Origin of the sequence: Polaromonas sp., assembly GCF_012927485.1 — a bacterium.
Lineage (GTDB): Bacteria > Pseudomonadota > Gammaproteobacteria > Burkholderiales > Burkholderiaceae_C > Polaromonas.
Map to the genome: position 1 here is coordinate 233,942 of NZ_JABBPC010000009.1, position 25,668 is coordinate 259,609.

Annotated in this window: 27 protein-coding genes and 1 tRNA gene; 14 read left to right on the forward strand and 14 right to left on the reverse strand. The window is 58.2% G+C overall.

From position 1 onward, the window contains the following. Positions 1 to 50 precede the first annotated feature (50 nt). Positions 51 to 1,265 (reverse strand): YihY family inner membrane protein, encoded by a 1,215-nt coding sequence (locus HHJ16_RS03695; protein WP_293640730.1) that lies wholly within the window; start codon positions 1,263 to 1,265, stop codon positions 51 to 53. A 33-nt stretch (positions 1,266 to 1,298) separates the two neighbouring features. On the opposite strand from HHJ16_RS03695, the gene HHJ16_RS03700 reads away from it, so the two are divergent. From HHJ16_RS03700 to xth, 7 genes are all read left to right on the forward strand, one after another. Next, on the forward strand, positions 1,299 to 1,697 hold the full coding sequence (locus HHJ16_RS03700) for a DUF2069 domain-containing protein (protein WP_293640732.1): 399 nt from the start codon (positions 1,299 to 1,301) through the stop codon (positions 1,695 to 1,697). Next, on the forward strand, positions 1,694 to 3,115 hold the full coding sequence (locus tag HHJ16_RS03705; RefSeq protein ID WP_293640734.1) for an FAD-binding oxidoreductase: 1,422 nt from the start codon (positions 1,694 to 1,696) through the stop codon (positions 3,113 to 3,115). The genes HHJ16_RS03700 and HHJ16_RS03705 overlap by 4 nt, the downstream gene beginning before the upstream one ends. A gap of 111 nt (positions 3,116 to 3,226) precedes the next feature. Next, entirely contained in the window at positions 3,227 to 3,700 is a 474-nt protein-coding gene (locus HHJ16_RS03710) for a CZB domain-containing protein (RefSeq protein ID WP_293640736.1), read from the forward strand. Between the two features lie 112 nt (positions 3,701 to 3,812). Continuing rightward, on the forward strand, positions 3,813 to 4,652 hold the full coding sequence (locus HHJ16_RS03715; protein WP_293640808.1) for a thymidylate synthase: 840 nt from the start codon (positions 3,813 to 3,815) through the stop codon (positions 4,650 to 4,652). 20 nt (positions 4,653 to 4,672) lie between these two features. Beyond that, positions 4,673 to 5,194, forward strand: a complete 522-nt coding sequence (locus HHJ16_RS03720) for a dihydrofolate reductase (RefSeq protein WP_293640738.1) — start codon at positions 4,673 to 4,675, stop codon at positions 5,192 to 5,194. A 1-nt stretch (position 5,195) separates the two neighbouring features. Then, the gene (locus HHJ16_RS03725) at positions 5,196 to 5,777 is read left to right on the forward strand and encodes a DUF4337 domain-containing protein (RefSeq protein WP_293640740.1); all 582 of its coding nucleotides are present in this window, start codon (positions 5,196 to 5,198) and stop codon (positions 5,775 to 5,777) included. 39 nt (positions 5,778 to 5,816) lie between these two features. Next, entirely contained in the window at positions 5,817 to 6,593 is a 777-nt protein-coding gene (gene xth / locus HHJ16_RS03730; RefSeq protein ID WP_293640742.1) for an exodeoxyribonuclease III, read from the forward strand. Between the two features lie 373 nt (positions 6,594 to 6,966). Here the strand turns inward: xth and HHJ16_RS03735 are convergent, their stop codons facing one another. The 4 genes from HHJ16_RS03735 to HHJ16_RS03750 form a co-directional block, all read right to left on the reverse strand. Further along, entirely contained in the window at positions 6,967 to 7,179 is a 213-nt protein-coding gene (locus HHJ16_RS03735) for a DUF3820 family protein (RefSeq protein ID WP_293640744.1), read from the reverse strand. Between the two features lies 1 nt (position 7,180). Continuing rightward, positions 7,181 to 7,543 carry a translation initiation factor Sui1 gene (locus HHJ16_RS03740; RefSeq protein WP_293640746.1) on the reverse strand — a complete coding sequence of 121 codons (363 nt, stop codon included), beginning with the start codon at positions 7,541 to 7,543 and terminating at the stop codon, positions 7,181 to 7,183. Between the two features lie 57 nt (positions 7,544 to 7,600). Next, the gene (locus tag HHJ16_RS03745) at positions 7,601 to 8,242 is read right to left on the reverse strand and encodes an FHA domain-containing protein (RefSeq protein ID WP_293640748.1); all 642 of its coding nucleotides are present in this window, start codon (positions 8,240 to 8,242) and stop codon (positions 7,601 to 7,603) included. 186 nt (positions 8,243 to 8,428) lie between these two features. After that, a complete protein-coding gene (locus HHJ16_RS03750; RefSeq protein WP_293640810.1) occupies positions 8,429 to 9,622 on the reverse strand; it encodes a PLP-dependent aminotransferase family protein in 1,194 nt (397 codons plus the stop codon). A 32-nt stretch (positions 9,623 to 9,654) separates the two neighbouring features. Between HHJ16_RS03750 and nth the strand changes: the two genes are divergently transcribed. The 4 genes from nth to HHJ16_RS03770 all read left to right on the forward strand — a co-directional run bounded on the left by nth (position 9,655) and on the right by HHJ16_RS03770 (position 13,602). Then, positions 9,655 to 10,299, forward strand: coding sequence for an endonuclease III (gene nth, locus HHJ16_RS03755; protein WP_293640750.1), 645 nt, complete (start codon positions 9,655 to 9,657; stop codon positions 10,297 to 10,299). Between the two features lie 410 nt (positions 10,300 to 10,709). Then, positions 10,710 to 11,150, forward strand: a complete 441-nt coding sequence (locus HHJ16_RS03760) for a universal stress protein (protein WP_293640752.1) — start codon at positions 10,710 to 10,712, stop codon at positions 11,148 to 11,150. Positions 11,151 to 11,422: 272 nt separating this feature from the next. Then, positions 11,423 to 12,175: a metallophosphoesterase family protein gene (locus HHJ16_RS03765; protein WP_293640753.1), complete on the forward strand. Its 753-nt coding sequence runs from the start codon at positions 11,423 to 11,425 to the stop codon at positions 12,173 to 12,175. Further along, positions 12,172 to 13,602 (forward strand): bifunctional serine/threonine-protein kinase/universal stress protein, encoded by a 1,431-nt coding sequence (locus tag HHJ16_RS03770; protein WP_293640754.1) that lies wholly within the window; start codon positions 12,172 to 12,174, stop codon positions 13,600 to 13,602. The genes HHJ16_RS03765 and HHJ16_RS03770 overlap by 4 nt, the downstream gene beginning before the upstream one ends. A gap of 93 nt (positions 13,603 to 13,695) precedes the next feature. Here HHJ16_RS03770 and HHJ16_RS03775 read toward each other — a convergent pair whose 3' ends face one another. Continuing rightward, the gene (locus tag HHJ16_RS03775; RefSeq protein ID WP_293640756.1) at positions 13,696 to 14,250 is read right to left on the reverse strand and encodes a PAS and helix-turn-helix domain-containing protein; all 555 of its coding nucleotides are present in this window, start codon (positions 14,248 to 14,250) and stop codon (positions 13,696 to 13,698) included. Positions 14,251 to 14,339: 89 nt separating this feature from the next. Between HHJ16_RS03775 and HHJ16_RS03780 the strand changes: the two genes are divergently transcribed. Both HHJ16_RS03780 and HHJ16_RS03785 read left to right on the forward strand, forming a co-directional pair. After that, a complete protein-coding gene (locus tag HHJ16_RS03780; RefSeq protein WP_293640758.1) occupies positions 14,340 to 15,047 on the forward strand; it encodes a CoA transferase subunit A in 708 nt (235 codons plus the stop codon). A gap of 2 nt (positions 15,048 to 15,049) precedes the next feature. Then, on the forward strand, positions 15,050 to 15,688 hold the full coding sequence (locus HHJ16_RS03785; RefSeq protein WP_293640760.1) for a CoA transferase subunit B: 639 nt from the start codon (positions 15,050 to 15,052) through the stop codon (positions 15,686 to 15,688). Between the two features lie 59 nt (positions 15,689 to 15,747). Here HHJ16_RS03785 and HHJ16_RS03790 read toward each other — a convergent pair. The 8 genes from HHJ16_RS03790 to gabT form a co-directional block, all read right to left on the reverse strand. Next, positions 15,748 to 15,821 (reverse strand) — tRNA-Gly (locus HHJ16_RS03790). Between the two features lie 73 nt (positions 15,822 to 15,894). Continuing rightward, positions 15,895 to 17,373 (reverse strand): NAD-dependent succinate-semialdehyde dehydrogenase, encoded by a 1,479-nt coding sequence (locus tag HHJ16_RS03795; protein ID WP_293640762.1) that lies wholly within the window; start codon positions 17,371 to 17,373, stop codon positions 15,895 to 15,897. Between the two features lie 94 nt (positions 17,374 to 17,467). Continuing rightward, complete coding sequence (gene speB, locus HHJ16_RS03800) at positions 17,468 to 18,412, reverse strand: agmatinase (protein ID WP_293640764.1); 945 nt, start codon at positions 18,410 to 18,412, stop codon at positions 17,468 to 17,470. Positions 18,413 to 18,438: 26 nt separating this feature from the next. Next, complete coding sequence (locus HHJ16_RS03805) at positions 18,439 to 19,263, reverse strand: ABC transporter permease (RefSeq protein WP_293640766.1); 825 nt, start codon at positions 19,261 to 19,263, stop codon at positions 18,439 to 18,441. Between the two features lie 6 nt (positions 19,264 to 19,269). Further along, positions 19,270 to 20,517 (reverse strand): ABC transporter permease, encoded by a 1,248-nt coding sequence (locus HHJ16_RS03810; RefSeq protein WP_293640812.1) that lies wholly within the window; start codon positions 20,515 to 20,517, stop codon positions 19,270 to 19,272. 48 nt (positions 20,518 to 20,565) lie between these two features. Further along, positions 20,566 to 21,597 carry an ABC transporter substrate-binding protein gene (locus HHJ16_RS03815; RefSeq protein ID WP_293640767.1) on the reverse strand — a complete coding sequence of 344 codons (1,032 nt, stop codon included), beginning with the start codon at positions 21,595 to 21,597 and terminating at the stop codon, positions 20,566 to 20,568. Between the two features lie 48 nt (positions 21,598 to 21,645). Beyond that, positions 21,646 to 22,722, reverse strand: a complete 1,077-nt coding sequence (locus HHJ16_RS03820) for an ABC transporter ATP-binding protein (RefSeq protein WP_293640768.1) — start codon at positions 22,720 to 22,722, stop codon at positions 21,646 to 21,648. An 80-nt stretch (positions 22,723 to 22,802) separates the two neighbouring features. Then, positions 22,803 to 24,095, reverse strand: a complete 1,293-nt coding sequence (gene gabT, locus HHJ16_RS03825) for a 4-aminobutyrate--2-oxoglutarate transaminase (protein WP_293640769.1) — start codon at positions 24,093 to 24,095, stop codon at positions 22,803 to 22,805. Between the two features lie 177 nt (positions 24,096 to 24,272). Here gabT and HHJ16_RS03830 point away from each other — a divergent pair, with 177 nt between their 5' ends. Next, a complete protein-coding gene (locus tag HHJ16_RS03830; RefSeq protein WP_293640814.1) occupies positions 24,273 to 25,664 on the forward strand; it encodes a PLP-dependent aminotransferase family protein in 1,392 nt (463 codons plus the stop codon). Positions 25,665 to 25,668: the final 4 nt, after the last annotated feature.

A 25,668-nucleotide genomic window follows, 5' to 3' on the forward strand; every position in this document is an offset into this window, starting at 1 on the left:
GCTGCCGGGCCCCAGCTACTTAACTATTATCGCTACGCCAAACGCTTCACTTATAGCGCGTCGCTCAGGCGTATTGCGGGCCATTGGGCTTTGCCCCACAACTTGCCCATCGACTCGGCCTTGTCTAGCAGCAACAGCTGCATCAGCGGCTCCAGCAAAGTGGCCCCTGGATCTGCCAGCAGCAGGTAGCGCGATTCGGCGCGGCCTTCCGCGTCGTTGAGCTGCCCGACCCAGTCCAACGCCACCAGCGTCTCCAGCACCGGCTCCAATTGCAGCACATCCACCTGAAGCAAACTCGACAATTGCGACGCGCTTACTCCCTTGCGGGCCGTGGCGCGTGCCTTCTCCAGTTGCTGCAGCACCTCAATCGCCAACTGAAAAAGCCAGCCATGCGCACTACCCCGGCGCGCCACGCCAGCCAGCAAACTGGGCAAGTAGGCCGCAATCACTGCGCCCATCAAGACGATGACCCACGACACGTAAATCCACACCAGCAAGATCGGCAAGGTTGCAAACGCACCATAAACCAGTGAGTAGGTCGGCATAGCCGCCAGGTAAAGAGTCAACACCTTTTTGGCTATTTCTATGCCTGCGGCAACGAACAGGCCGCCCGACCAGGCATGGGCCCATTTAACAAACGTATTGGGTACGTAGCGGTACAGCGCCGCCATACCGCCGGCCACCAGAAAAAACTGCACCAGGTCGAGTAAAAACCGCACGCTAACGGGCATGGTACCGACGAGTCCCGAGGAGGCTGACAACACGTAAGAAGTCAGCGCCAGGCTGGCCGCCAACAACAGCGGACCGAGCGTGATGGCGGCCCAATAAATCAACACCCGCTGCGCCAGGGGCCGCAGTTTTTTTACCCGCCAGATACCGTTAAGGGTGTGATCTATCGTCAGGATCAGCGCGATTGCTGTCACCAGCAGCACCGCCAGGCCAGCGCCGCCCAACTTGCTGGCCTGCTTGCTGAACTGGGTCAAATAGCCCAGCACTTGCCGGGCAATGTTGTCCGGGATCAGGCTCTGAATCAACCAGCCCTGCAGCGCGCCCTCCAACTTGGAAAACATCGGAAAAGCGGTAAAAACGGCCAGCGCCACGGTTAAGAAGGGCACCAATGCAATCGAGGTGGTGAAGGTCAGGCTGCTGGCGGTCAGGCCCATGTGGTCTTCACGAAAGCGCTCACGCAGGGTCATGGCGGTGTAGCGCCATGGGAAATGAGACAACTCGGTGAGCAAGGCCTGCAGAGACTGCGGAATTTTCATCCCCGGTATCATGCCATTGACCCAAAGATGAACATGAACAAAGCAAACCAAATTGAAATGACACGGTGGCTGGCCCTTACCAGCCTGATAGGACTCATTGTGCTGGGCCTGGCCTGGGAAATGTGGCTGGCGCCAATACGGCCAGGGGGCTCGCTGCTGGCCCTTAAGGTACTGCCTTTGTGCATTCCCCTGGCGGGCATCCTGAGAAAACGCATGTACACCTACCGCTGGGTCAGCCTGATGGTCTGGATTTATTTCACCGAAGGCGCCGTGCGGGCGTGGAGTGACCGTGCACCGGGAAACTACTTGGGCATGCTGGAAATTGTGCTGTGCCTGCTGCTTTTTACCGCCTGCGCGCTGCATGTTCGGGTGCGCCTTAAAAATGCGCCGGCGCCCGCTACCCCAGCCATTCCCGGAGGCAGTCCCCTATGAGCGCGCTTGAAGCGCTACTCGTTACGCTACGGCGGATCGTCGGTCCGTCGCAGGTTCTTTTCGAAGGCGACCTGACGGCTTGGGAGCAGGACTGGCGAAAACGCGCACGTGGCAAGGCGCTGGCCGTCGTCAGGCCGGCCAATACCGCCGAAGTCGCCGCCATCGTCAAGGCCTGCTCAGCAGCCCAGGTGAGCATCGTCACGCAGGGCGGCAACACCGGACTGGTGGTGGGCTCAACGCCCGATGCCTCCGGCCAGCAGGTGGTGCTGAGCTTGCAGCGCATGAATGCAGTGCGGGAGTTGGACGTGGCGAATCTTACCGTCACCGTAGAGGCCGGTTGCATCTTGCAAAACTTGCAAGACACTGCCGAAAAAGCCGGTTTTCTGTTCCCGCTAAGCCTGGCGGCGGAAGGCAGCTGCACCCTGGGCGGCAATCTGGCGACCAACGCGGGTGGCACGCAAGTGCTGCGCTACGGCAATGCACGTGATTTATGCCTGGGCCTGGAAGTGGTGACGGCCGGAGGCGATATCTGGAACGGACTTTCGGGCCTGCGCAAGGACAACACCGGTTACGACCTGCGCGACCTGTTCGTGGGCAGCGAAGGCACACTGGGCATCATCACCGCCGCCACGCTCAAGCTTTATCCCCAGCCTGTCGCGCAACTCACCGCCTGGGCCGCCGTGCCTTCGATGAAAGATGCCGTGAGCCTGCTTGGACTGGCCCACCAACATTTAGGCGCAGGCCTGACGGGGTTTGAGGTGATGGGGCGATTTGCGCTCAGCTTGGTGGCAAAAAACTTCAACCAGCTGCGTGTGCCCTTGTACGAAAACACGGCGTTCTGCGTGCTGCTGGAAAACTCCGACCAGGAGTCCGAAACCCACGCCAGAGCCCAGTTTGAGCGCCTCCTTGAGACCGCGCTGGAACAGGGTTGCGTGACCGATGCGGTCGTCGCCGAAAATCTGAGCCAGGCGCAGCAGCTCTGGCAGATCCGGGAAAGCATTCCCTTGGCGCAAGCCGAGGAAGGTCTGAATATCAAGCACGACATCTCGGTCGCAGTTTCGCGCATTCCGGAGTTCGTGGAAATTACCGACGCTTTGCTGCTGCAAGTGCTGCCGGGTGTGCGTCTGGTTAACTTTGGTCATTTAGGCGACGGCAACCTGCATTACAACGTGCAAGCGCCGGCCGACGGGAATTCGCAGGCCTTTCTGCGCGACCATGAAGAACAGGTCAATTCACTGGTTTATGACTCGGTGGCGCACTTTGGCGGCTCGATTTCTGCAGAGCACGGTGTAGGCAGCCTCAAACTAGACAAGCTCGAGCAACACAAATCGCCGGTCGCCCTGCATATGATGCGGGCGATCAAGCAGGCGCTGGACCCGCAAAACATCATGAACCCTGGGCGGGTGATCAGGCGGTAGCGGAGGGTGCCTCATCGGTGTAAGCTCATGTTGCTCTTTTTGAATCCATGAGAAAAAATTTTTTGACGCATTCTTTCAGCGCCTCCACATCTGAATTGGGGAATATACGTTATGGGATTTTTCAACCGATTGTTCAATCTTGACAAGGCCGATGCCGTTTCGTCGAAACAGGCAAGCTTGGCAAGCCAGCTGGGACTCGACGCAAAAGCTGCCGCGCTTGTGCTGGCAGAGATCGATATCGACAATGCTATTTCGATCCACGAAAACTGGAAGCTACGCTTGCAGAACTACGTGGATCACACGTCCAACGAGGCTCTACAGACCGACGCGGTAGCCCTGGACGACCACTGCGAGCTGGGTAAGTGGCTGCACGGTCGAGGTGGAGAGCGGTTGGGCAAGTACCCGACGTTCCAGATATTGGTAGCGCGGCACCAGTATTTTCATACCCAAGCCTCCACGGTTGTGGCACAGGTACAGGGCAACAATCTCGAAGCGGCCCGAAAAACCCTTGACGGCAGCTATCGGTATGCCTCCAGCCAGGTAGTCGTGCTGCTCAAGGAACTCAAGCGAAACCTGACACGCTGATTCACGCCCCTGCAAACCGCCGCTCAAACCTCCTACACTCGCAATCCAGTAACCAAAATTAAGCCGTTCGCCGAACGGCTAACCGCAGGCCTCCCTGCCTCCTCGCATGACCCTGCAAAATTCCGCCCGCCCGATCCGCTCGCAGTACGAAGAATTCATGCGCCATGTGGACACCCACGGTGCATTCAAGGCCGATCGCACGGGTACCGGTACCAAAAGCGTGTTTGGCTACCAGATGCGGTTCGACCTCAACGAAGGTTTTCCGCTGGTGACCACCAAAAAAGTTCACCTCAAATCCATCGTGCAGGAATTACTGTGGTTTTTGCAGGGATCAAGCGACAACAACTGGTTGAAAGAGCGCGGCGTCACGATCTGGAATGAGTGGGCACGCGAGGATGGCGACCTGGGACCGGTCTATGGCGTGCAATGGCGCAGCTGGCCGACGGCGGATGGCGGCCATATTGACCAGATCGCCGAAGTCATCAAGACGCTAAAAACCAATCCCGATTCGCGCCGAATTATCGTCAGCGCATGGAACGTGGCCGACCTTTCCAAAATGGCGCTCATGCCTTGCCACGCCCTGTTCCAGTTTTACGTCGCGCCTTCTGAGGTGGCAGGCCAACCGGGCAAGCTGAGCTGCCAGCTTTACCAGCGCAGTGCTGACATCTTCCTCGGCGTTCCTTTCAATATTGCCAGCTACGCCCTCCTCACCCACATGGTGGCACAGCAATGCGGACTGCGCGTGGGCGATTTCATCTGGACCGGCGGCGATTGCCACATTTACAGCAACCACCAGCAACAGGTGACCTTGCAGCTGAGTCGTGCACCCCTGCCTTACCCGACGCTGAACATCAAGCGCAAGCCTGATTCAATCCTCGACTACCAGTTCGAAGATTTTGAATTTTTAGACTACCAGCACCATCCGGCGATCAAAGCGCCAGTGGCCGTTTGATGGCGTCTAAAGGGAGGCTCATGCAACGCTCTTCGACCAACTCTTTGCCGAGCATCAACCTGATCTTCGCGCGCGCCGCCAACGGCGTGATCGGCATCAACAACGCCATGCCCTGGCACCTGCCGGAAGATCTGGCGCATTTCAAGCGCCTCACCCAAGGCTGGCCCGTCATCATGGGACGAAAAACCTGGGATTCGCTACCACGCAAGTTCCGCCCTTTGCCGGGCCGCACCAACGTGGTCATCACGCGCCAGCCGGGCTGGGACGAAAACGGCAGCATGCCGGCCACCAGCCTCGATGCGGCGTTGAAACTGTGCCGCCAGTCCGAGGAGGTTTGGGTCATTGGAGGCGCGCAAATCTATGCGCAAGCCGAGCCTTTGGCAGATCGCATCGAGGTCACCGAAATTGCCCAGGATTTCGAAGGGGATGCGCTGGCGCCCCAACTCGGCCCCGAATGGATAGAAGCCGCGAGGGAAGATCACATTTCCTCTACCGGGCTGAATTTCAGTTTTATCAGTTACTGCAAACACAAGGAAAATTGACATGTCAGAAGACGGATTTCACGTGCACGGACCACACGATCACGAACTTGAGCATGCCGCAGAGACCGGGCACGACAGCGGCGGCATGACCGCGCAGATCGCAGTCGTGACAGCCGTCATTGCCACCATTGGCGCTATTTTTTCGTATATGGGTGGCGCCACGCAAGCCAACGCCGGTCTTTATAAAAACAACGCCGCGATCAAGAAGACTGAGGCTGCCAATCAGTGGAACTACTATCAGGCCAAGAGCACGAAGCAGTCGCTGTCTGAATTTGCCCGCGACTTGGCGCCAGCAGATAAAAAAGCGGTCTACCAGAGCCGGATCGAGCGCTACGACAAGGAAAAAAGCGATATTAAAACGGGCGCCGAGAAGCTGGAGAGCGAAGCGACAACTTGGGACAAGTCGTCCGACGAGCAAATGCACCAGCACCACCGCTGGGCGCAGGCCACCACGGTGTTACAGGTGTCTATCGCCCTGGCGGCGATTGCCTTGCTGACGCGAAAGAAGTGGCTGGAGTATGGGATGTTCGCTTTAGCCGGTGTTGGCCTGCTGCTGGGCGCCCTTGCATCGCTCCATATTTAACAGCGGCGCAACACCTTTTTAGGCTAGCTTGGCAAGATCATGAAAATTGCGACCTGGAACATCAATTCGCTGACGGTGCGGCTGCCGCAGGTGCTGAGCTGGCTCGCAGCCAATCCGGTCGATGTGTTGTGCCTGCAGGAACTCAAGCTCAGCGATGACAAGTTCCCCCTGAAAGAGCTGCAGGATGCGGGCTACCACAGCGCCGTATTTGGTCAGAAAACTTATAACGGAGTGGCCATTTTGAGCCGCACACCGGCACGCAATATCGTGAAAAACATGGCTGGCTTCACCGACGAGCAATCACGATTGATTGCCGTGACGCTGGACACACCCGCCGGGGAAGTGCGTGTGATCAACGGCTATTTTGTGAACGGCCAAGCACCCGGTAGCGAAAAATTCGAGTACAAGATGAAATGGCTGACCGGCTTGCGCGATTGGCTGCGGACAGAGCTACACCAGCACCCCAATCTGGTGCTGGTGGGTGACTTCAATATCACGGTCGATGACCGCGACACTTATGACCCCGAGGGCCTTCGCGAAACCATTCACCACACCACAGAAGAACGTCAGCACTTTTTGGCGCTGCTCGACCTGGGCCTAACCGATGCCTTTCGCATGTTTGAGCAGCCTGAAAAAAGCTACTCGTGGTGGGACTATCGGGAGTTTGCATTCCGGCGCAACCGCGGCCTGCGGATTGATCATATTCTGGTCAGCCAGGCGCTCAAACCGAAGGTAACAAGCTGCGTGATCGATAAATCGCCGCGTAAAAACGAACGTCCGAGCGACCACGTACCGGTTGTAGTGGAACTCTTATAACAGCCTACTCAACTCCAAAAGCAACGCAACGCGCTGTTAGTTTATTGGCTGTTTCGCACCGAGCCCTCAAGCTTGGCAAGTCGGGCACTGCAGGCCCGATGCGGCGTGCACCCGTCCAGAGTTTTCCTGGGCTGGCCATTCGTCAGATCGGCAACCGTATCTCGCTGCTCCCGGCCCGACCCAGACGGAGTCGTCCCCTTTGACAAGAACTGGAGAACCAAGCCATTGACGTCCTCATTTGCGTCTCGCTGCCACGGGCTGTGCGGATTGCAGAAACAAACAGCAATCCCCATGTTGGCATGGCGCCGCTGGTAGTGAGCCCTCTCTATGCCCCGGTTATAGGGCGATGTCTTGCGCAGGGTCCGCAAGCGTCTTAACGCTTGCGAAGAGGATCCAGAAGCGACGAGAGACCGTTGTGGTCTATCTCCTGCATCAGCGCCAGCAGGCGCCCAATTTCTCCCTTCGGGAAGCCGTCACGGGCAAACCAGTTCAGGTAATGGCCTGGCAAATCCGCAATCAATCGCCCCTTGTATTTTCCATAAGGCATTTCACGCGTCAGCAACAGCAATAAGTCTTCAGGATTCAAGCTAGCCGCCCGCCCGCTTGGCCGTATAACCCAGTCTTTGTAGTGCCTGCATCACCAGATTGCAATGATCGCCCTGAACCTCAATCACGCCGTCTTTCACTGTCCCCCCCGAACCGCACGCGGCCTTGAGCTGCTTCCCCAGCTGGACTAGCGACGGCTCATCCAGCGCGAGACCCCTCACCAAAGTCACCGTCTTGCCACCGCGACCTTTTGTGTCTCTGGAAACGCGCACAACACCCTCCGATCTGGAAGCCACCTGGACCTGTCTGCAAATGCAGCCTGCAATGGGTTTGCGACAGTCGGGGCACATTCGACCTGCGTCGGTGGAATAAACGAGGCCGGTGCTTAATTGATTTCTTTTCATCCTGGAGTTATAGCGGAGTCACGGCATCAGCAACCCATCATTGAGGCGCCTTAAAAGTCACCGCCCCTTCAGAAGGAACTCCAGCTCGGTTCCCGCCAGATTTAGCACATCATTGTGGGTCAAAGGAATCGCCTCGGGGCCAATCGCTTTTCCATTCAATGTGGAGGGCGTCTCGCCATGCATGTGTACCACGTAGTACCCGTCGCGCCGGTGAGAGATCGACACGATGGCAACACCCGGCTGACCAAAAGTCGTCACGGCTTTGACCACTGGCACCTCCAGTCCGGGAGAGGTGCCCGACAGCAGTTTGAGGCTGGCGTGGAGCGCGCCGCTGGTGCCTGGAACGCCGATAGCCTCCAGCGACATGGTGACCGTCTTCGGTTGAACGCTTGGCTCGCCGTGCTCGGAAGCCGAGAAAAACTGCACCCTGAAATTGCCGATAGTGAGGGTGTCCTTGTTTCGAAGCAGTTGCCGGGACTTGACAATGTGACCGTTGATATAGGTTCCATTGGTGCTGCCAACGTCTTCGACAAACACCTCCGCTATACCGCGGAGTTCAAACACACAATGCTCACCACTGATCGCCATATCGTCAAAAACGATGTCGTTATGAGGCTTGCGTCCAAGCGTCGTCCGATCATTTTTTAAATAAATGCGCTTGACTTCGACGCCTTGCACGGATGCGATGAGCTGTGGCATGAGAACTCCTGCGAAGGATGCCGCCCAGCGCACCTCGCGCGGTGGCGACTCCTGATCCTAGCCCGCCCTCTAAGATGGCACAAGGGTAAGCTCTGTAAAAATGAGCAGTCGGCTAGCTCGGCATTTGTTCATCACCATGACCCTGGGTACAAGCGCTGCCCGCCGCACCTAAGGACGCCTGCCGGGTTAGCCAGTTAGCGCTTGGCCGAGACGGGCTATCCCTTCCCTAATCTTGTCCACATCGGCCGTCGCAAAGCTCAGCCTCAGCGTCGAGAAATCAGGATTCGAGGCATAAAACGGCGCGCCGGGAACAAACGCCACCCCTTTTTCAATGGCGCGTTTGGCGAATTCGCCGGCATCCGTGAGACCGCCTTGGTCCCCCGTCAACCGGGCCCAAAAGAACAGTCCACCGCCTGGCGGCTCAAACGCTATCGACTCCCCTAGTTCACGCTTCAACGCGTTGCCCATGGCCGCAGCGCGTTCGGCGTACATCCTGCGTACATGAGCCAACGTAGCCGGCATGCGACCAGCTTTCAGGTATTGGGCCGCCGTGGCTTGGGCAAAGGTGCTGGTGTGGGCGTCACTGAACTGCTTGCACATGGTGGCTTTAGCCAGTAGCTCTGGATGGCCAATCATCCACCCCACCCGGAGCCCGGGCGACAGCACCTTGCTGAGCGAGCCGCAATACGCCAGCAACTTGCGGCTCCCTGGCACGCTGTCGCTCAGAGCCAGCAATGACGGTGGTGGCGCCGCGCCAAAATACAGATCGCCATAAGGATCGTCTTCCACAATGAGCGTGTTGTATTTGACCGCCAGTTCCAGCACTTTTTTTCGGCGCTCCAGGCTCAGCAGGGCTCCACTCGGGTTACCAAAAGTCGGAATCAAATAAACAAATTTAGGCCGATGCTCGACAATCAGGTCTTCCAGTACATCAGTTTTAACGCCGTGAGCGTCAATAGGCGCACTGATGAGTTCTGCCCCATACAGCCGGAAGCACTGAATAGTGGCGAGAAAAGTCGGGCCTTCCACAATCACCTTGTCACCAGGCGAAATCATGGTTTTGCCGAGCAGGTCCAGCGCCTGCTGGCTGCCGGTGGTCACAATTAGTTCACCGGCTGCTACGGTGGCGCCCTTGGTTGCCATGAAGGCGGCAAGTTGCTCACGCAGCGGGTTATAGCCTTCAGTGGCGCCATATTGCAGCGCCGCGCCGGGCTCCTCTCGCAGGGCGGCGTTGACGGCTTCACGAATGCCATCGACATCAAACATGGCGGGGTCAGGAAAACCGCCCGCGAAACTAATGATCCCGGGCTTGCCCAGCAGTTTAAAAAGCTCCCGAATGGCAGAGGTTTCCACGTTATTAAGGCGAGCGGCAAAGTGCAATGCTGTAGGCAGTGGCATGGGAGAATTGATCCATGAAGAAGGAAACCATAGAGCTGTTTTTCGCCACCTTAAAAGCGGCCAACCCACAGCCCGTTACCGAGTTGGAGTATACGAGCGTGTTTGAATTATTGACCGCCGTGCTGCTCTCGGCGCAGGCCACGGACGTCAGCGTCAACAAGGCCACGCGCAAGCTATTCCCGGTGGCCAACACGCCGCAGGCCATCCTGGATCTGGGCCTGGACGGCCTGGAGGCGGCCATCAAAACCATCGGTCTCTACCACACCAAAGCCAAAAACCTCCTTGCAACCTGCGAGATACTGCTTGAAAAGCATGCTGGTCAGGTGCCGCGTACCCGTGAAGCGCTGGAAGCCCTGCCGGGCGTGGGGCGAAAAACGGCAAACGTCGTGCTCAATTCCGCGTTCGGTGAGGCCACCATGGCGGTCGATACACATATATTTCGCGTCGGTAACCGCACCGGACTGGCACCTGGCAGAACGCCTTTGGAGGTGGAGCTGAAGCTCATCCAACGCATTCCTTCCGAGTATCTGGTGGATGCGCACCACTGGCTGATATTGCTCGGGCGTTATGTCTGCATGGCTCGCAAGCCGCTGTGCTGGCAGTGCGCAGTGGCGACATGGTGCGACTTTAAGCCCAAGACCGAGAGGCCACCCGCCTGATGCAAATGCGCTTATTGTCAGGTGTGGGATAGCTTTAAAGAGAGCCTTTCCTTCGCCTCACAGGCCCGGCTGGTTACTATTTTTTTGATAACTAGCGGCGTGCGCATTTATTACCACCAGTTTATTTTAGGTAACCATTTTGCCCAAAAATAATTTCAAAAATCACTGCCGTTGGCTTAGACGATGCACTAATGAATGTAGCTCTACTTTTCCCGTATCGAAAACTGACTCGGCCTTTCAGACTTCTCAAAATAAGTCCGGTCAGCTATCTTTTCTGCAGCTTTCAAAGCATTGCGAAGACTCGCCAACGATTGCTCGCCGCAGGCTTGATGCATATCAAGAAAGTCGGCGTGCGATGGCCGCAACATAATGAGCGATTAACCACCACTAAACCTCGAAGCGAAATAACTATGTTCAAGCACATCCTCCTGGCCACCGATGGCTCCCCCTCGTCCGAACACGCGGCGCAATTGGCGATCAACCTGGCGCGCACCCATGGCGCAAAACTTACCGCGCTGTACGTGGTGGACCCCTATCCCTATCTGGGCATTGGCGAGGCCAACCCATTAGGCTTCCAAGCCTATATGTCGGCGGCCCACGAGTACGCGGCGCAGGCCCACGCCAAGGTGGTCGTGTTGTCCGGCCAGGGCGGAGCACCGGTGGACCTGCAGGCACGCATGGCGGAAAACGTGACCGCGTCGACCGGCATCGTGCAGATGGCCAAAGATGAAGGCGCAGACCTTATCGTGGTGGGCTCGCACGGTCGCACTGGCATGGCCCGACTCATGATGGGCAGCGTGGCGGCCAAAGTGGTCGCCGAATCGCCAGTGCCCGTGCTGGTGGCGCGCTGAAGATCAATGGGCCGGCTAAGCTGAGCGCGCGCTCGCCCGCACCGCGCAAGCTGCGGCTGCGCCGGCTGCAGTGCTTACTTGGTTCATGGCTGCATTTCTTTTGCATCAGACTTGCCAGCCGGTACAAAGCATAACGGAGAGATCAACGACCGGCGGATAAGCGGCTGTCGTGGTCGATGGACGGGCGGCATGGCGATACTATAGGCAATGGCGACGGCGTTAGCTTGGAAGCAGCGTACAAGTCCAAACTGAATCCCCTGTTAAGCCGCATCATGAAAACTGCCTTACTGTCCGACATTCACGCCAACCCGCGCGCGCTGGAGGCCTGCCTCGCACACGCGGAAACTTGTGGAGCGGACCGTTTCGCCGTGCTGGGTGACTCGGTCGGCTATGGGGCTCAACCGGTTGAAGTGATAAGACGTCTGCGCAAGCTGGTGCGAGCGGGGGCCATCGTTCTGAAAGGCAACCACGACGAGCTGGCCGTTACGCCGCCCGAGCATGCGCGTACTTTGGACGAGGGTGGCGCTGACTGGACTCATCGGCAGCTCGACGCGGCGGACCTGAGCTTTCTGGACACTTTGCCAATGTCCGCAATCGACGGTGCAGTCTATCTGGTTCATGCCAGCGCCGATGCGCCGCACCGCTGGTACTACGTGGACAACGAGCATCGCGCTGCGGCCAGTCTGAACACCGCCTGCGAGCATCCCGGCGTCCGCTATGTCTTCGGCGGCCATGTTCACGAGCAGAGTCTTTATTTCCACGGTGCGGGCCACGGTCTCATGCGATTCCAGCCGGTGCCAGGCGTGCCGATTCCGGTACCGCCGCACCGCCGCTGGATCGCGACCGTAGGCTCAGTTGGACAACCGCGCGACGGCAATCCCGATGCCATGTACGCGATATTTAACGCGGCCCGTGCCGAGCTCACATTTCACCGGGTCGCCTATGACCACATGGCCGCTGCGGACGACATTCGCGCAGCGGGATTACCCGAATTTTTTGCACAGCGGCTGGAGCTTGGACTGTGAAACTGCTAGAGCCCGGGATGGTGATCGATGGTTTTCGGGTCGGTGACTGCCTGCATGCTGGCGGCATGGCGCACATCTATCAAGTCAGCTTTGCCGACGCGTCGCGGCGCGAACCTTTTCCGATGGTGATGAAGGTGCCGCGCATGACCGCGGGCGACGGGGCCGAGAACATAGTCGGATTTGAAGTGGAACTTCAAATCCTGTCCGTGCTGACGGGCACGCACGTGCCGCGCCTGGTTGCTTCCGGCGATCTGGAGAAGCTACCCTACTTGGTCATGGAATACGTGCAAGGGCGCACGTTGCAACAATGCCTTGACGAGGCAGACAAACCCGTGCCTCCCGCGGAGATCGCCCAGCTTGGGGCGGCCGTAGCGCAAGCCGTGCACAGCCTGCACTTGCAAAACGTTTGCCACCTGGACCTCAAACCGGCCAATGTGCTTATTCGGCCAGACGGCAGTGCGGTCCTGCTGGACTTCGGCTTGTCGTGTCATGCCCACTATCCGGACCTGCTGGCGGAGGAACTCCGCCCGGCCGTTGGTTCACCCACCTGGATGTCACCGGAGCAGGTGGTGGGCGTGCGCGGCGACCCCCGCAGCGATCTCTTCGCCATCGGCGTCATACTCTACGAACTCGCAACGCGCGAGCTGCCTTTCGGAAATCCAGGGACGACAGGCGGGCTGCGTCAGCGCCTGTGGATGGACCCGGTACCGCCGCGTAAATGGCGGCCGGACTTGCCCGAATGGCTGCAGGAGGTGATTCTGCGCTGCCTGGAGAACGAAGCCGCAAAGCGCTATTTGTCCGCTGCTCATTTAGCCTTCGACCTGTCCCATCCGGAGCAGATGCAGGTGACTGATCTCGGGCGCCGCACCCATTCCACCGGTTTTTGGGCTCACAGCAAACGCTGGTTACGCGCGGCAGGCCTGCACTACCAGCCAAGTGCCATGCCGTCGCGGCAGATCGATGAAGCACCCATCATCATGGTAGCGGTACCGAACCACGATGTGAGTGACGTCACGCTGTATTCTTTGCGGGCTGCGGTGGCGCGTGTGTTAGGAAGCAGCCCTGGCGCACGGCTGGCTTGTGTGACGGTCATCAGCCCCAGCGAAACGCCGGGCCACAACACCTCGTCCAGCGAAACGACCGTTCATCGGCGCTACCTTGGCATGCTGCGCCAATGGGCGCAGCCGCTCGACATGGGTCGCCAGACAATCGCCTTCCACATACTTGAATCGGGCGACGTGGCAAAGGCCCTGCTTCGATACGCCGAAGGCAATCAGGTGAGCATCATTGTGATGGGCGCCGCCACACACGGACTGCAGCTGCAGCGCTTGCTGGCAACCGTACCCATCAAAGTCGCGATGGAGGCGCCATGCACGGTCATCCTTGTCAAGCAAGCGCTGCCTTTTGACCACCTCGCAAGGGCGTAAGTTGTGAAGGCGGCGTGCACCGGCTCGATGGCCATTCGCCCACGCAGCTTTCTTTTTTAAATTGCTTATCGCTGTTAAAAAATAGTGTCTTGCTCACCCGGCCAATAGTCGATGCACTAAATCGGCTGCCGTTGATGCCCGGTACTTCCGCATCAGGCGAGCGCGATAAATTTCGACGGTGCGGTGACTAATGACAAGGGCCCGTCCAATTTCCTTGGACGTCAGCCCTTTCATCAGGTGGGCAGCGACCTCGCGCTCTCTCGCGGTCAGCGCTACGGTGACCGGACGCCGCGCGCTCAGGTCTTCAAAAGTCCAGATACCGGCTTCATGGGGCGCGCTGCGATTCAATGCCCGACCTGTCACATGACACCAGAAGGTCGCGTTCTTGTTACGTCCATCGACACGTTTCATAATGCGGTCGTCGGAATACATACCGGTCTCATTCAGTATGGGAATCATGCGGGCACCGATGCGCTCGTACTCTTCCACGCTGGGATAGAGAATTAAAAAAGACTCCCCGGCAAGCTGTTCCCGGGTAGCGCCAAACATTTCACACACATGCTGATTGCAATTAACAATCGAGCGGTTGCGGGACAACACCAGTCCCACCGGTGCCAGATCGAAAGCAAGCTGGTAATCCACGTTCATTGGGGCTAACCTTTACGAAAAACTACGTACGTTATTAGGTAGTATCGTTGTTGCCTGCGCAGAATTCCGAACCACATAAGGAGACTTTTTTGAACAAACTTTTTTCCTCCGCAGCGGAGGCCCTCAAGGGCATCGTCAAAGACGGCCAACTGCTGGCCGTAGGCGGCTTTGGCTTATGTGGCATTCCTGAGGCGCTGATCGATGCGCTGAGAGACAGCGGCGTGAAAAACCTCACTGTCATTTCCAACAACGCGGGTGTTGACGGTTTCGGTCTGGGCAAGCTGCTCGAAACGCGGCAGATCAAAAAGATGATCTCCAGTTACGTCGGCGAGAACAAGGAGTTCGAGCGCCAGTACCTGGCCGGTGAACTGGAACTCGAATTTACGCCACAAGGCACGCTGGCCGAAAAACTGCGCTCCGGAGGGGCGGGCATCCCGGCTTTTTTCACTAAAACTGGGGTCGGCACCCTGGTCGCCGAGGGCAAGGAACTGCGTGAGTTTGACGGGGAAACCTATGTCATGGAGCGCTCGCTGATCCCAGAGATCTCGTTGGTCAAGGCGCACCGCGCCGACAAGTCGGGCAACCTGCAATTTCACCTCACAGCCCGTAACTTCAACCCCGCTGCCGCGATGGCGGGCAAGATTTGCGTGGTGGAAGTCGAAGAAGTGGTGGAAACCGGTGCCATGGAGCCCGACCAGGTCCACCTCCCCGGCATTTACGTGCACCGCATCGTGCACAACCCCCACCCGGAAAAGCGCATCGAGAAACGAACAATCACAGAAAAGGCGGGGGTCTAAACATGGCTTGGTCTCAAGATCAAATGGCGGCGCGTGCTGCCCAAGAACTCGAAGATGGTTTTTACGTGAACCTCGGCATCGGCATCCCCACGCTGGTGGCCAACTTTGTACCCGAAGACAAGGAAGTATGGCTACAGTCCGAAAACGGGATGCTGGGAATCGGCCCGTTCCCGACCGATGACAAAGTCGACGCCGACCTGATCAACGCTGGCAAACAAACCGTGACAACCATCAAGGGCTCGTCTATTTTTGGCAGCCATGACAGCTTTGCCATGATCCGCGGTGGAAAAGTCAACCTGTCGATTTTGGGCGCCATGCAGGTGAGCGAAAAAGGCGACTTGGCGAACTGGATGATCCCCGGCAAGATGGTCAAGGGAATGGGCGGGGCCATGGACCTCGTCGCGGGCGTAAAGCGCGTGATCATTCTGATGGAGCACGTCGCCAAAAAGAAAGACGGCACCGAAGACCTGAAAATCCTGCAACACTGCACCCTGCCCCTGACTGGGGTGGGCGTGGTGAACCGCATCATCACCGATCTCGCGGTAATGGATGTGACGCCCGAGGGTCTCAAGGTGGTCGAGTTGGCACCCGGCGTAACTTTGGAAACCTTGCAGGCCAAAACCGGTGTGAAGCTGATCTAACGGCTGGCGGTCGCATAACCCGCGCAGCAAAAAGGCCCCGAGGGGCCTTTTGTTTTGACTGGAGCGGGTGAAGGGAATCGAACCCTCGTATGCAGCTTGGGAAGCTGCCGTTCTACCATTGAACTACACCCGCGATTGCTTCGATTATAGAAGCTAAAAATGGCGGACTGCGGTGCCTGCGCCAGCGAGGGTGACGCATTTTCGGGTCATTTAAGAATGTCTCCAAGGCACAGGTACTTCAATTCGATGTACTCGTCCATACCGTGGTGCGAACCCTCGCGACCGAGGCCGGACTGCTTCACACCACCGAAGGGAACATGCTCAGTGGCAATCACCCCTACGTTGATACCGACCATGCCGTATTCGAGCGCTTCGGCGACTCGAAAAATGCGGCCTACATCGCGGCTGTAGAAATAGCTGGCCAGTCCAAATTCGGTGTTGTTGGCCGCGTCAATGGCTTCCTGCTCGAGCTTGAAACGGAACACCGGCGCAAACGGTCCAAAGGTTTCTTCTTTGGCGCAGAGCATGTCGGCGCTGGCTTCCGAGATCACCGTAGGCTCAAAGAACTGGCCTTTCAGCTTATGGCCGCCTACCAGCAGCTTGCCACCCTTGGCAATGGCGTCGGCCACATGGCGTTGCACCTTTTCCACGGCGGCGTCTTCAATCAGCGGGCCCTGCGCAACGCCTTCCTCAAACCCGTTACCAACCTTGAGCGTTTTGACTTTAGCCGCAAATTTCTCAACAAATTGGTCGTACACCCCGTCTTGTACATACAGGCGATTGGCGCAGACACAAGTCTGACCTGCATTGCGGTACTTGCTGGCCATCGCGCCTTCTACGGCCGAGTCAATGTCGGCGTCGTCAAACACGATAAAGGGTGCGTTGCCGCCAAGCTCCAGCGAGAGTTTCTTGACTGACGGCGCGCTCTGCGCCATTAAAATACGGCCAACTTCAGTGGAGCCGGTAAAGCTGATATGACGCACGACATCGCTGGCGCAAATCACTTTGCCAATCGCGATGCTGTTGTCGCTGTCGGCAGTGAGCACGTTGAGTACGCCGGCTGGAATGCCTGCGCGCAGGGCCAACTCCGCCGCAGCCAGCGCGGTTAGCGGCGTGAGTTCGGCCGGTTTGATCACTACCGGGCAACCCGCAGCCAAGGCGGGTGCGACTTTGCGGGTGATCATGGCCAGCGGAAAATTCCAGGGCGTGATGGCTGCACAGACGCCGATGGGTTGCTTGAGAACCATCAGTCGGCGATTGTTGTCAAACTGGGGCAGCGTCTCGCCATTGACGCGCTTGGCTTCTTCGGCAAACCACTCGACAAAACTAGCGCCATAAGCGATTTCACCTTTGGCCTCGGCAAAAGGCTTGCCCTGCTCGGCCGTCATGATGCGCGCCAAGTCTTCCTGATTGGCCATAATCAACTGAAACCATTTCATCAGGATAGCGTGGCGCTCCTTACCGGTTTTGCTGCGCCAAGCAGGCCAGGCGGCATTGGCTGCCGCAATCGCCGCCTCGGCGTCCTTCGGTCCCAAATTCGACACGTCCGCGAGTTTCTGACCATTAGAGGGGTCATTCACATCAAAGCGAGCCGTTCCGGCCACCCATTGGCCATTGATGAGTGCGTCGGTTTTTAAAAGACTGGCGTCTTTAAGGAGGGCCAAGGGAGAGGTCTTCATGTCCATAGTGGTTTATCCAGAGCAGGGGGGTCAACAATTAGCACGCCAGATTAGCGCATTTCAAAAAATCGTGTCTTGCCGGAGGTGACAGAACAATCTTTCAGCGGTAGACCACGCCGGGCAGCACGCACAACATCTCGAACAGCAGGTTGGCACCCAGCAGCGCCGTGTTACCGGAAATATCATAGGGTGGGGACACCTCGACCAGATCGCCACCCACCAGGTTCAGCCCCCGGCAGCCCCGGACGATCTCGAGCGCCTGCGGAACCGTCAGCCCACCGACCTCCGGTGTGCCGGTCCCGCCCGCGAAGGCAGGATCTATACCGTCAATGTCAAAGCTCAGATAGCAGGGAGCCTGACCGATAGCCTCCCGAATCCGCGCCATCAAAGGCGCCAGCGACTGATACCAGATCTCATGCGCCGGGACAACCGTGAATCCTTGCTGCCGCGGCCAGTCGAAATCATCTGCACCATAGCCGCTACCGCGCAGACCGATCTGCCATACCTTATTGGTCTGCAGCAGTCCTTCTTCCACCGCCCGCCGAAACGGCGTTCCATGCGCGATGCGCTCGCCGAACATGTCGTCGTTGACATCGGCATGGGCATCGACATGCACCAGCGCGACGGGCCCATGCCGGCGCGCCATCGCGCGCAGAATCGGCAGCACGATCGTGTGGTCGCCGCCGAGCGTCAAAGGCTTGCAGCCGGTGTCGATGACCGGTTGATAGTGCCGTTCGATGATATCAATGGACTTGTCCAGGTTATAGGTGTTGATGGCAACATCCCCCAGATCGGCTACTTGCAAGGCATCGAAGGGCGCCGCACCGGTGGCCATGTTGTAAGGGCGAATCAGGCTCGATTCAGCACGGATCTGGCGCGGACCAAAACGGGTGCCAGGCCGGTGGCTGGTGCCGATGTCCAACGGAATCCCGATGAATGCGGCACTGAGGCCTGCCGCCTCGCTGCACATGGGCAGGCGCATCATGCTGGCCCAGCCGCCGAAGCGAGGCATCGTATTGCCACTCAAAGGTTGATTAAAAGTCATGGCAACTCGATTTACTATGCAATGTTTTACTTGGATCGCCCACGCAACCACTCCAGCACCATCATCAGGACGGCGGTAAATAGGATCAGCAGCGTGGCCACAGCGGCGATAGTGGGCGAAATATTTTCACGGATACCAGTGAACATCTGGCGCGGCAGCGTGCCCTGGGTAGGGCCCGCAAGAAACAGCGTCACCACGACTTCATCAAACGAGGTCGCAAACGCAAACAGAGCGCCAGACACCACCCCCGGGGCAATCACCGGCAAGGTGACGCGAAAGAAGGTTTGGAGCGGTCCGGCGCCCAAGCTCAGGCTAGCCTTGACCAAGTTTTGGTTAAAGCCCTGCAGCGTGGCCAGTACCGTCGTCACTACAAAAGGCGCACCCAGTGCAGCATGCACCAATACCAGACCGGTGTACGAGTCGGACAAACCGATGCTGGCAAAAAACAGGTAGGTACTCACCCCCACCACCACGATCGGCACCACCATGGGCGCGATCAGCAGACTGGTGATCAAGCCTTTGCCGAAGAACTGGACACGGGCCAGGCCCACCGCGGCCAACGTACCGAGCGTGGTGGCAATAACAGTTGCCAGAGGCGCCACTATGAAACTGTTGCGTGTGGCGCGGGCCCAGTCGTCCGAGGCAAATAGTTCCTGGTACCAACGCAGCGACCAGCCCGGAATCGGGTAAGACAGAAACGAGGAGTTACTGAATGACAAAGGAATAATGACAAGAATGGGCAGCAGCAGAAAAAACAACACGGCCGCGCAAAACAGCCGCAGCCCATACCAGCCAAGCTTGTCGGCGAGTGTGTAGTACGCAGGGAAAACGTGAAAAGCAGTGGGTTTCATAGCGACTTAACCCAGACTCAGTTCGGCTTTTGCGAATCGGCGGTAAACAACATACAAAAGCAGCGTCGCCGTCAGGAGTACCGAGCCCAATGCGCAAGCCATTCCCCAATTGACTTCGACGTTGGTGTACTGCGCCACGTAATAGCTCAGCATCTGGTCACCCGGGCCGCCCAACAAGGCGGGTGTTACGTAGTAACCGATCGAGGTAATAAACACCAGCAGACCGCCCGCGGCCACTCCGGGATAGGTTTGCGGAACGTAAACCCGGAAAAAGGCAGCCAGCGGAGCGCTGCCCAGGGAAACCGCAGCCCGTACGAAATTTGTAGGAACCGACTTCATCACGCTGTAGAGCGGGAGAATCATGAACGGCAGCAGAATATGCACCATCGCAATTACGACGCCCAGCCGATTGAACAGCAGCGGCACAGGCTCCCCGGTCAAACCGGTGAACATCAAAAACCGGTTAACCAGTCCATTCGTTTGCAGCAACACAATCCAGGCGGCGATGCGTACCAGGACCGAGGTCCAGAACGGCAACAACACCAAAATCATCATCAGGTTGGCGCGTCGCTGGCTTAAGGTTGACAGCCAGTAAGCCAGCGGATATCCCAGCACAATCGCCAGCAGCGTGACCACAGCGCTGATGTAAAACGTGCGCAAAAGAATGTCGCTGAACGCGGCTTCTTCGGCCCCTACGCGGACGACGTGGCCTTGGGCATCCCGTTTCAAGTCGATCGAGGCGAGCAAGTAGTCCGGCGTCCAGCGTGAGCTGTTTTTGGCAATCGCCCACCAGTACGGTAATTCCGCCCATCGCGGGTCGTGATTCAGAAGTCGCTCCTTCGCCTGCGCCGGACTAAGCCCAACACCCATAGGGAGCGCCCGGTAGGTGCTCATAATCAATGAGCGCGCGCCGGCAACCTCAGTGTTGAGTCGGCGCGCCAAAACCCCCGCCTGCGCGGTCTCGGGAATCGCTGTCAAGTCGGCCAACATGGCGGCGTAGGCCGCGTCTGGAGGCGCCGTTTTGCGATCCCAGAGAGCGAGCGCCGCTCCGGTTCTGCTCAACGTCTCAGCAACTTCCGGGTTTTCAACTGCGCGGACCAGCAAAGCCCCCAGGGGCACGAGAAACGTGACCCCCAGGAACAGCAGTAGCGGCAAGGTAAGTGCCAGGGCGCGCAGACGTTTACGGCGCTCCACCCGGCGCAGCTGAACGGCCAAAGCCGGTTCCGCTGGCCGGACCGCCGCCGGGGGCGTCATAGGCAAGGAAGCCGTCGCACTCATGCGCACACCTTTGTCATGTCAACCTTACTGCGCAGCCCAAGCGGCGAAGCGTTTTTCAAGCGCTTCACCCTGGTCGGCCCAGAACGAAATGTTGAACTGCAAAGCGTCCTTGCTGTTGGCCGCGGAAGTGGGCAGAAGGCGCAGCACCTTGGCATCCAGCTTGGGCAGGGCTTTGTTGTTGGTAGGGCCGTAGGAAATGTTGCGTGCGTACTCTGCCTGCTCATCCGGGCTGGAGGCCATGGCGATGAACTTTAGGGCCAGGTCCTTGTTCGGGGTGCCCTTGGGCATGACCCAGTAGTCCAAATCGTAGATACCACCGGTCCAGGTGATTTGAAGGTTCTTACCCTCGCGCTGGGCGGCATCGATGCGCCCGTTGTAGGCGGTCGTCATGACTACATCGCCAGCCACCAGGAATTGCGGTGGCTGCGCACCGGCCTCCCAAAACTGGATGTTGGGCTTCAGTTCAGTCATCTTCTTGAAGGCACGGTCCGCGCCATCTTTTGTGGCCAGTACTTTGTAAACGTCGGTCGTTTTCACGCCGTCAGCCATCAGTGCAAACTCCAAGTTGTAGCGAGCGCCTTTGCGCATGCCACGCTTGCCGACAAACTTCTTGGTGTCCCAGAAATCGGCCCAATTGGTGGGTGCCGTCTTAAGCTTGTCGCCGTTGTAGGCTAAAACTGTGGACCAGATAAAGGTGCCGACGCCGCAATCTTGCACGGCGGCAGGCTGGAAGTCGGATTTATTACCGATCTTGGACCAGTCCAGTTTCTCGAACAAGCCTTCATCGCAGCCCCGGGTAACGTCTGGGCTTTCCACCTCAACAACATCCCAGGTAACTTTTTTAGCCTCGACCATGGCCTTGATCTTGGCTTGCTCGCCGTTGTATTCCACCGGCACGATCTTGCCCGCTCCGGATTTTTCGAACGGTTCAAAATACGCCTTTTTCTGGGCAGCGCCATTGGCACCACCAAAGTTCACCACGGTCAACTGGCTCTGTGCCAGAACCGGCAGGCAGGCGCTCGCGACAAGGGCAATTATCAGGGGCTTGAGTTTCATCGAGGTTTCCTTTTGTTGAAAGTTGAAAACGCTGGCAAACGCTGCTTATCAGCGGTACACACGCAGGTGTTCTTCGGGGGCATGGACCTGGATGGTCTGGCCGAGTTCTGGGAGTTGGTGGTGAGCCAACGGCATTTTGATGGTGGCATCGGGCTGCCCCGGCACCTCACACCGCAGGCGAAGGTGATCGCCAAAATACATGATGTCCGCAACTTTGGTCTCAAACGTATTGGCTGCGGGGGCCGGTGCGATTTGGAGCCGTTCCGGGCGCGTTCCGCACTGAACCGCATCGCCAACTTCGGCCGCATTGACATTGATGCCTCGCAGCTGGACACCGTTCGGGAGCCGGACCTCGCAAGTGTCGCCGTCAACGTAGACAACTTCGGCGTGCAACACCGTGCTGTCTCCGACGAAGCCCGCAACGAAACGGTTAAGCGGCGTCTCATACAGGCTATTGACCACATCAACCTGCTGGATCGCGCCGTCGTTAAAAACAGCCACGCGGTCGGACATGGTCAGTGCTTCGGTCTGATCATGGGTGACATAGACAAACGTCACTCCCAAGCGACGGTGCAATGCCTTGAGTTCGATTTGCATGTGTTCGCGCAATTGCTTGTCCAGGGCGCCCAGTGGTTCGTCCATCAGAACCAGTTGCGGATCGAACACCAGTGCACGGGCCAAAGCCACGCGCTGCTGCTGACCCCCCGACAACTGCGACGGGTAACGCGCGCCCATGCGCCCCAGCTGCACCATATCCAGTGCGCGCGCCACCTTGGCTTCGCGTTCTGAGGTGGACAGCTTGCGCACCGTGAGCGGATAAGCGATGTTGTCGGCCACGGTCATGTGGGGAAACAGCGCATAGTTCTGGAACACCATGCCGAAGTTGCGCTTGTGCGGCGGAGTGCGGGTGATGGGAACGCCGTTCAGGCTAATTTCACCTGCTGTGGGTGACTCAAATCCGGCCAGCATCATCAACGTGGTGGTTTTGCCAGAGCCTGAAGGTCCCAGCAGGGACAAAAACTCTCCCTGCTGGATGTCGAGGTTCAGATCACGGACAACCAGATTGATGCCGTCGTAAGTTTTTTGTACCCCGGTAAAACTCACCAGTGCGTGGTTTTTAGTCATGTGTATCTAGGCATGCAGAAATTGCAAATATCAATCGAATTGCTAGAAATTGTTGAGCAATTTTCATGCCATCAGCAGATTCAGGCCAAGGCATCAAAGCAGGCAGCCATGATGCCCAAGCCCTCATCCAGCAGGGCGTCGCTCGCGGTCAGGGGTACCAAGATACGGATCACGTTGCCATAGTTGCCGCATGTCAGAAGAATTAATCCACGCGCGGTTGCTTCCGCCGCAATTCGCTTTGCCAGATCGGCATCCGGCTGCTTCAGATCACCATTTTTAAAAAGTTCAATCGCCACCATCGCGCCCATGCCGCGCACGTCGCCGATGCAAGGGTGGCGCGCAGCCATGGCTCGCAGGCTCGCAGTCAGTCGTTGCCCGACGTCGCGACTGCGTTGCAGCAGGTTTTCTTTCTCGAATACGTCCAGCACAGCCAAGGCGGCAGCGCAAGCGACAGGACTACCCGCATAGGTGCCACCCAGACCTCCTGGGGCGGCTGCGTCCATGACCTCGGCGCGACCGACTACCGCAGAAATGGGGAACCCGCCCGCCATCGATTTGGCCATGGTGATGAGGTCAGGGGCTACACCGCTCTGCTCCACCGCAAACCAGGTGCCCGTGCGCCCAGCGCCAGTCTGAATCTCGTCGACTATCAACAAAATGCCTTGCGCGTCGCACAGGCTGCGTAGCCGTCGCAGCAACTCGGGCGGGGCGACCGTAAAACCGCCCTCGCCCTGTACCGGCTCAATGATGATGGCGGCGACGCGGCTGGCTTCAATGTCGTTCTTGAAAATGGCTTCCACCGAGGCGATAGACTGGTCCACCGTGACGCCGTGCAACGCATTCGGGAACGTGGCGTGGAACACCTCGGCAGGAAAAGGGCCAAAACCTGATTTGTAAGGGGCTATCTTGCCGGTCATGGCGAGTGTCAGCAGCGTGCGGCCATGGTAGCCGCCGCTAAAGCAGATGACGCCCGAACGTCCGGTAGAGGCGCGGGCAATCTTGATCGCGTTTTCGACCGCTTCGGAACCGGTGGTCAGGAATAGCGTCTTCTTGGGAAAGTTGCCGGGCGCTTTCGCATTAATGCGCTCCGCCAATTCAATGTAGGGCTCATAAGGCAACACCTGAAAACAGGTGTGGGTATACAAGTCGAGCTGCTCCTTGACCGCCTGAATCACCGCGGGGTGCCGATGACCGGTGTTGAGCACAGCGATACCGCCCGCAAAATCAACGAACCGTCGCCCCTCGACGTCCCATATTTCCGCGTTTTCAGCGCGGGCAATGAAGATCTGATGGCTGTGGCCGACGCCGCGTGGAATCGCTGCCTCGCGACGGGCAAACAAGGCAGCGTTGGTCAAATGAGGGTCGCGGTGCATATAGGGTCCTTGGCGGTAGCAGGCGGTCAGGATCGCCTGGGGTCTGTCGATTGGGTTTACAGACTTTAAAAGACTACCCCCAGCGTTAACATATACAGATTACCGCTCATCCGAGGCGCACTGTGCAGCCGGTACTTCCACTACATACAAACCCTTGCCCAATGGGGCATGCTTTCGATGTTTGCACTCAATCCCAAGTCTTCAGTTCCACTGGTTACCCAGATCGTCGGGGGATTTCGCCAAATGGTGGATGACGGCGCGCTGCGTGCCGGGGCCAAGTTGCCGTCCATCCGCCAGTTTGCCCATGCCCATGGCGTTAGCGTCTACACCGTGGTGGACGCCTACGACCGACTCGTGGCGCTGGGCTATTTCCTTTCGCAAGCGCACTCTGGATTTTTTGTGCGAAGCCGCGCCAGCCAGGGAACTTCCGCCTTGAGTGGCATGGCGCAATACAGTTTTGACTCCATGTGGTATCTGCGTAGCATTTTTGAAAACCGCGCCTTGCGCAGCAAGCCCGGTTGCGGCTGGCTGCCGGGAGACTGGTTGTTCGGCGAAGGCGTGCGGCGCAGTTTGCGCAACCTGGCGACGGAAGACGTGGACCTGGGGGGCTATGGCGAACCCAAAGGCTACCTGCCGTTGCGGCAAGTCGTGCGGGACCTACTGGCTTCCAGAGAGGTGGTTGTCAACGCCGAGCAGGTGCTGCTCACCCAAGGCTCCAGTCAGGCCATGGACCTGGCTGCCCGGCGGCTGGTGCGCGCGGGTGACGCGGTCTTGGTGGATGAGCCGGGGTATGCCAACATGCTGTTTTCCCTGCGGTTTCTGGGCGCACGGCTGGTGGGGGCCCCTCGAACGCCGACGGGTTATGACTTGGAAACTCTGGAGGCTCGCATCATCGAGCACCGTCCCAAGGTGTTTTTCACCCAGCCGCGACTGCAAAGCCCTACCGGCTCTAATGCCGTGTTGTCACATTTGCATCGTGTGATGCAGCTGGCTGAGAAATACGATTTCATCGTGGTCGAAAACGACATTTACGCCGACCTCGACCCGGAAGCCCGACCTTCCCTGGCCAGCCTGGACCAGCTGAATCGAGTCATTTACATCAGTAGTTTTTCAAAAACCATCTCGCCCAACATTCGTGTGGGCTACCTGGCGGCCAATCCTCAACTCCTGGAAGACCTGGCACGACTGAAGATGCTCTCGGGCTTGACCTCTTCTGAGTTTAGCGAGCGTCTGGCCTACGGGGCGCTGATCGATGGCCGCTGGCGCAAACACATCAAAACGCTCAAGGAGCGCCTGGCGCAGGGCCAGCAGCACCTGGCCACCCGGCTGCTGGATCTGGGCTTTGAGTTGTTTACCGAGCCTAAAGCCGGTATGTTTTTATGGGCGCGTCACCCGTCCATCCAGAACGCGGCCGAGCTAGCCTACAAAGCAGCCGAGCAGGACATTCTCCTGGGCCCAGGCCACCTATTTTCGGTCGACCTGGAGCCCAGCCCCTGGCTGCGTTTCAATGTGGCGTGGGCTCAGGACGAGCCGCTGCTTCGCTTTCTGGCCGAGATTAAAGCCATTTAAAATC

Excerpts from the sequence above, each read along its gene's own strand:
- HHJ16_RS03695 (WP_293640730.1), bottom strand. The coding sequence starts at position 1,265 with ATGAAAATTCCGCAGTCTCTGCAGGCCTTGCTCACCGAGTTGTCTCAT.
- HHJ16_RS03700 (WP_293640732.1), top strand. The coding sequence starts at position 1,299 with ATGAACAAAGCAAACCAAATTGAAATGACACGGTGGCTGGCCCTTACC.
- HHJ16_RS03705 (WP_293640734.1), top strand. The coding sequence starts at position 1,694 with ATGAGCGCGCTTGAAGCGCTACTCGTTACGCTACGGCGGATCGTCGGT.
- HHJ16_RS03710 (WP_293640736.1), top strand. The coding sequence starts at position 3,227 with ATGGGATTTTTCAACCGATTGTTCAATCTTGACAAGGCCGATGCCGTT.
- HHJ16_RS03720 (WP_293640738.1), top strand. The coding sequence starts at position 4,673 with ATGCAACGCTCTTCGACCAACTCTTTGCCGAGCATCAACCTGATCTTC.
- HHJ16_RS03725 (WP_293640740.1), top strand. The coding sequence starts at position 5,196 with ATGTCAGAAGACGGATTTCACGTGCACGGACCACACGATCACGAACTT.
- xth (WP_293640742.1), top strand. The coding sequence starts at position 5,817 with ATGAAAATTGCGACCTGGAACATCAATTCGCTGACGGTGCGGCTGCCG.
- HHJ16_RS03740 (WP_293640746.1), bottom strand. The coding sequence starts at position 7,543 with ATGAAAAGAAATCAATTAAGCACCGGCCTCGTTTATTCCACCGACGCA.
- HHJ16_RS03745 (WP_293640748.1), bottom strand. The coding sequence starts at position 8,242 with ATGCCACAGCTCATCGCATCCGTGCAAGGCGTCGAAGTCAAGCGCATT.
- nth (WP_293640750.1), top strand. The coding sequence starts at position 9,655 with ATGAAGAAGGAAACCATAGAGCTGTTTTTCGCCACCTTAAAAGCGGCC.
- HHJ16_RS03760 (WP_293640752.1), top strand. The coding sequence starts at position 10,710 with ATGTTCAAGCACATCCTCCTGGCCACCGATGGCTCCCCCTCGTCCGAA.
- HHJ16_RS03765 (WP_293640753.1), top strand. The coding sequence starts at position 11,423 with ATGAAAACTGCCTTACTGTCCGACATTCACGCCAACCCGCGCGCGCTG.
- HHJ16_RS03775 (WP_293640756.1), bottom strand. The coding sequence starts at position 14,250 with ATGAACGTGGATTACCAGCTTGCTTTCGATCTGGCACCGGTGGGACTG.
- HHJ16_RS03785 (WP_293640760.1), top strand. The coding sequence starts at position 15,050 with ATGGCTTGGTCTCAAGATCAAATGGCGGCGCGTGCTGCCCAAGAACTC.
- HHJ16_RS03795 (WP_293640762.1), bottom strand. The coding sequence starts at position 17,373 with ATGGACATGAAGACCTCTCCCTTGGCCCTCCTTAAAGACGCCAGTCTT.
- speB (WP_293640764.1), bottom strand. The coding sequence starts at position 18,412 with ATGACTTTTAATCAACCTTTGAGTGGCAATACGATGCCTCGCTTCGGC.
- HHJ16_RS03805 (WP_293640766.1), bottom strand. The coding sequence starts at position 19,263 with ATGAAACCCACTGCTTTTCACGTTTTCCCTGCGTACTACACACTCGCC.
- HHJ16_RS03810 (WP_293640812.1), bottom strand. The coding sequence starts at position 20,517 with ATGACGCCCCCGGCGGCGGTCCGGCCAGCGGAACCGGCTTTGGCCGTT.
- HHJ16_RS03815 (WP_293640767.1), bottom strand. The coding sequence starts at position 21,597 with ATGAAACTCAAGCCCCTGATAATTGCCCTTGTCGCGAGCGCCTGCCTG.
- HHJ16_RS03820 (WP_293640768.1), bottom strand. The coding sequence starts at position 22,722 with ATGACTAAAAACCACGCACTGGTGAGTTTTACCGGGGTACAAAAAACT.
- gabT (WP_293640769.1), bottom strand. The coding sequence starts at position 24,095 with ATGCACCGCGACCCTCATTTGACCAACGCTGCCTTGTTTGCCCGTCGC.
- HHJ16_RS03830 (WP_293640814.1), top strand. The coding sequence starts at position 24,273 with ATGTTTGCACTCAATCCCAAGTCTTCAGTTCCACTGGTTACCCAGATC.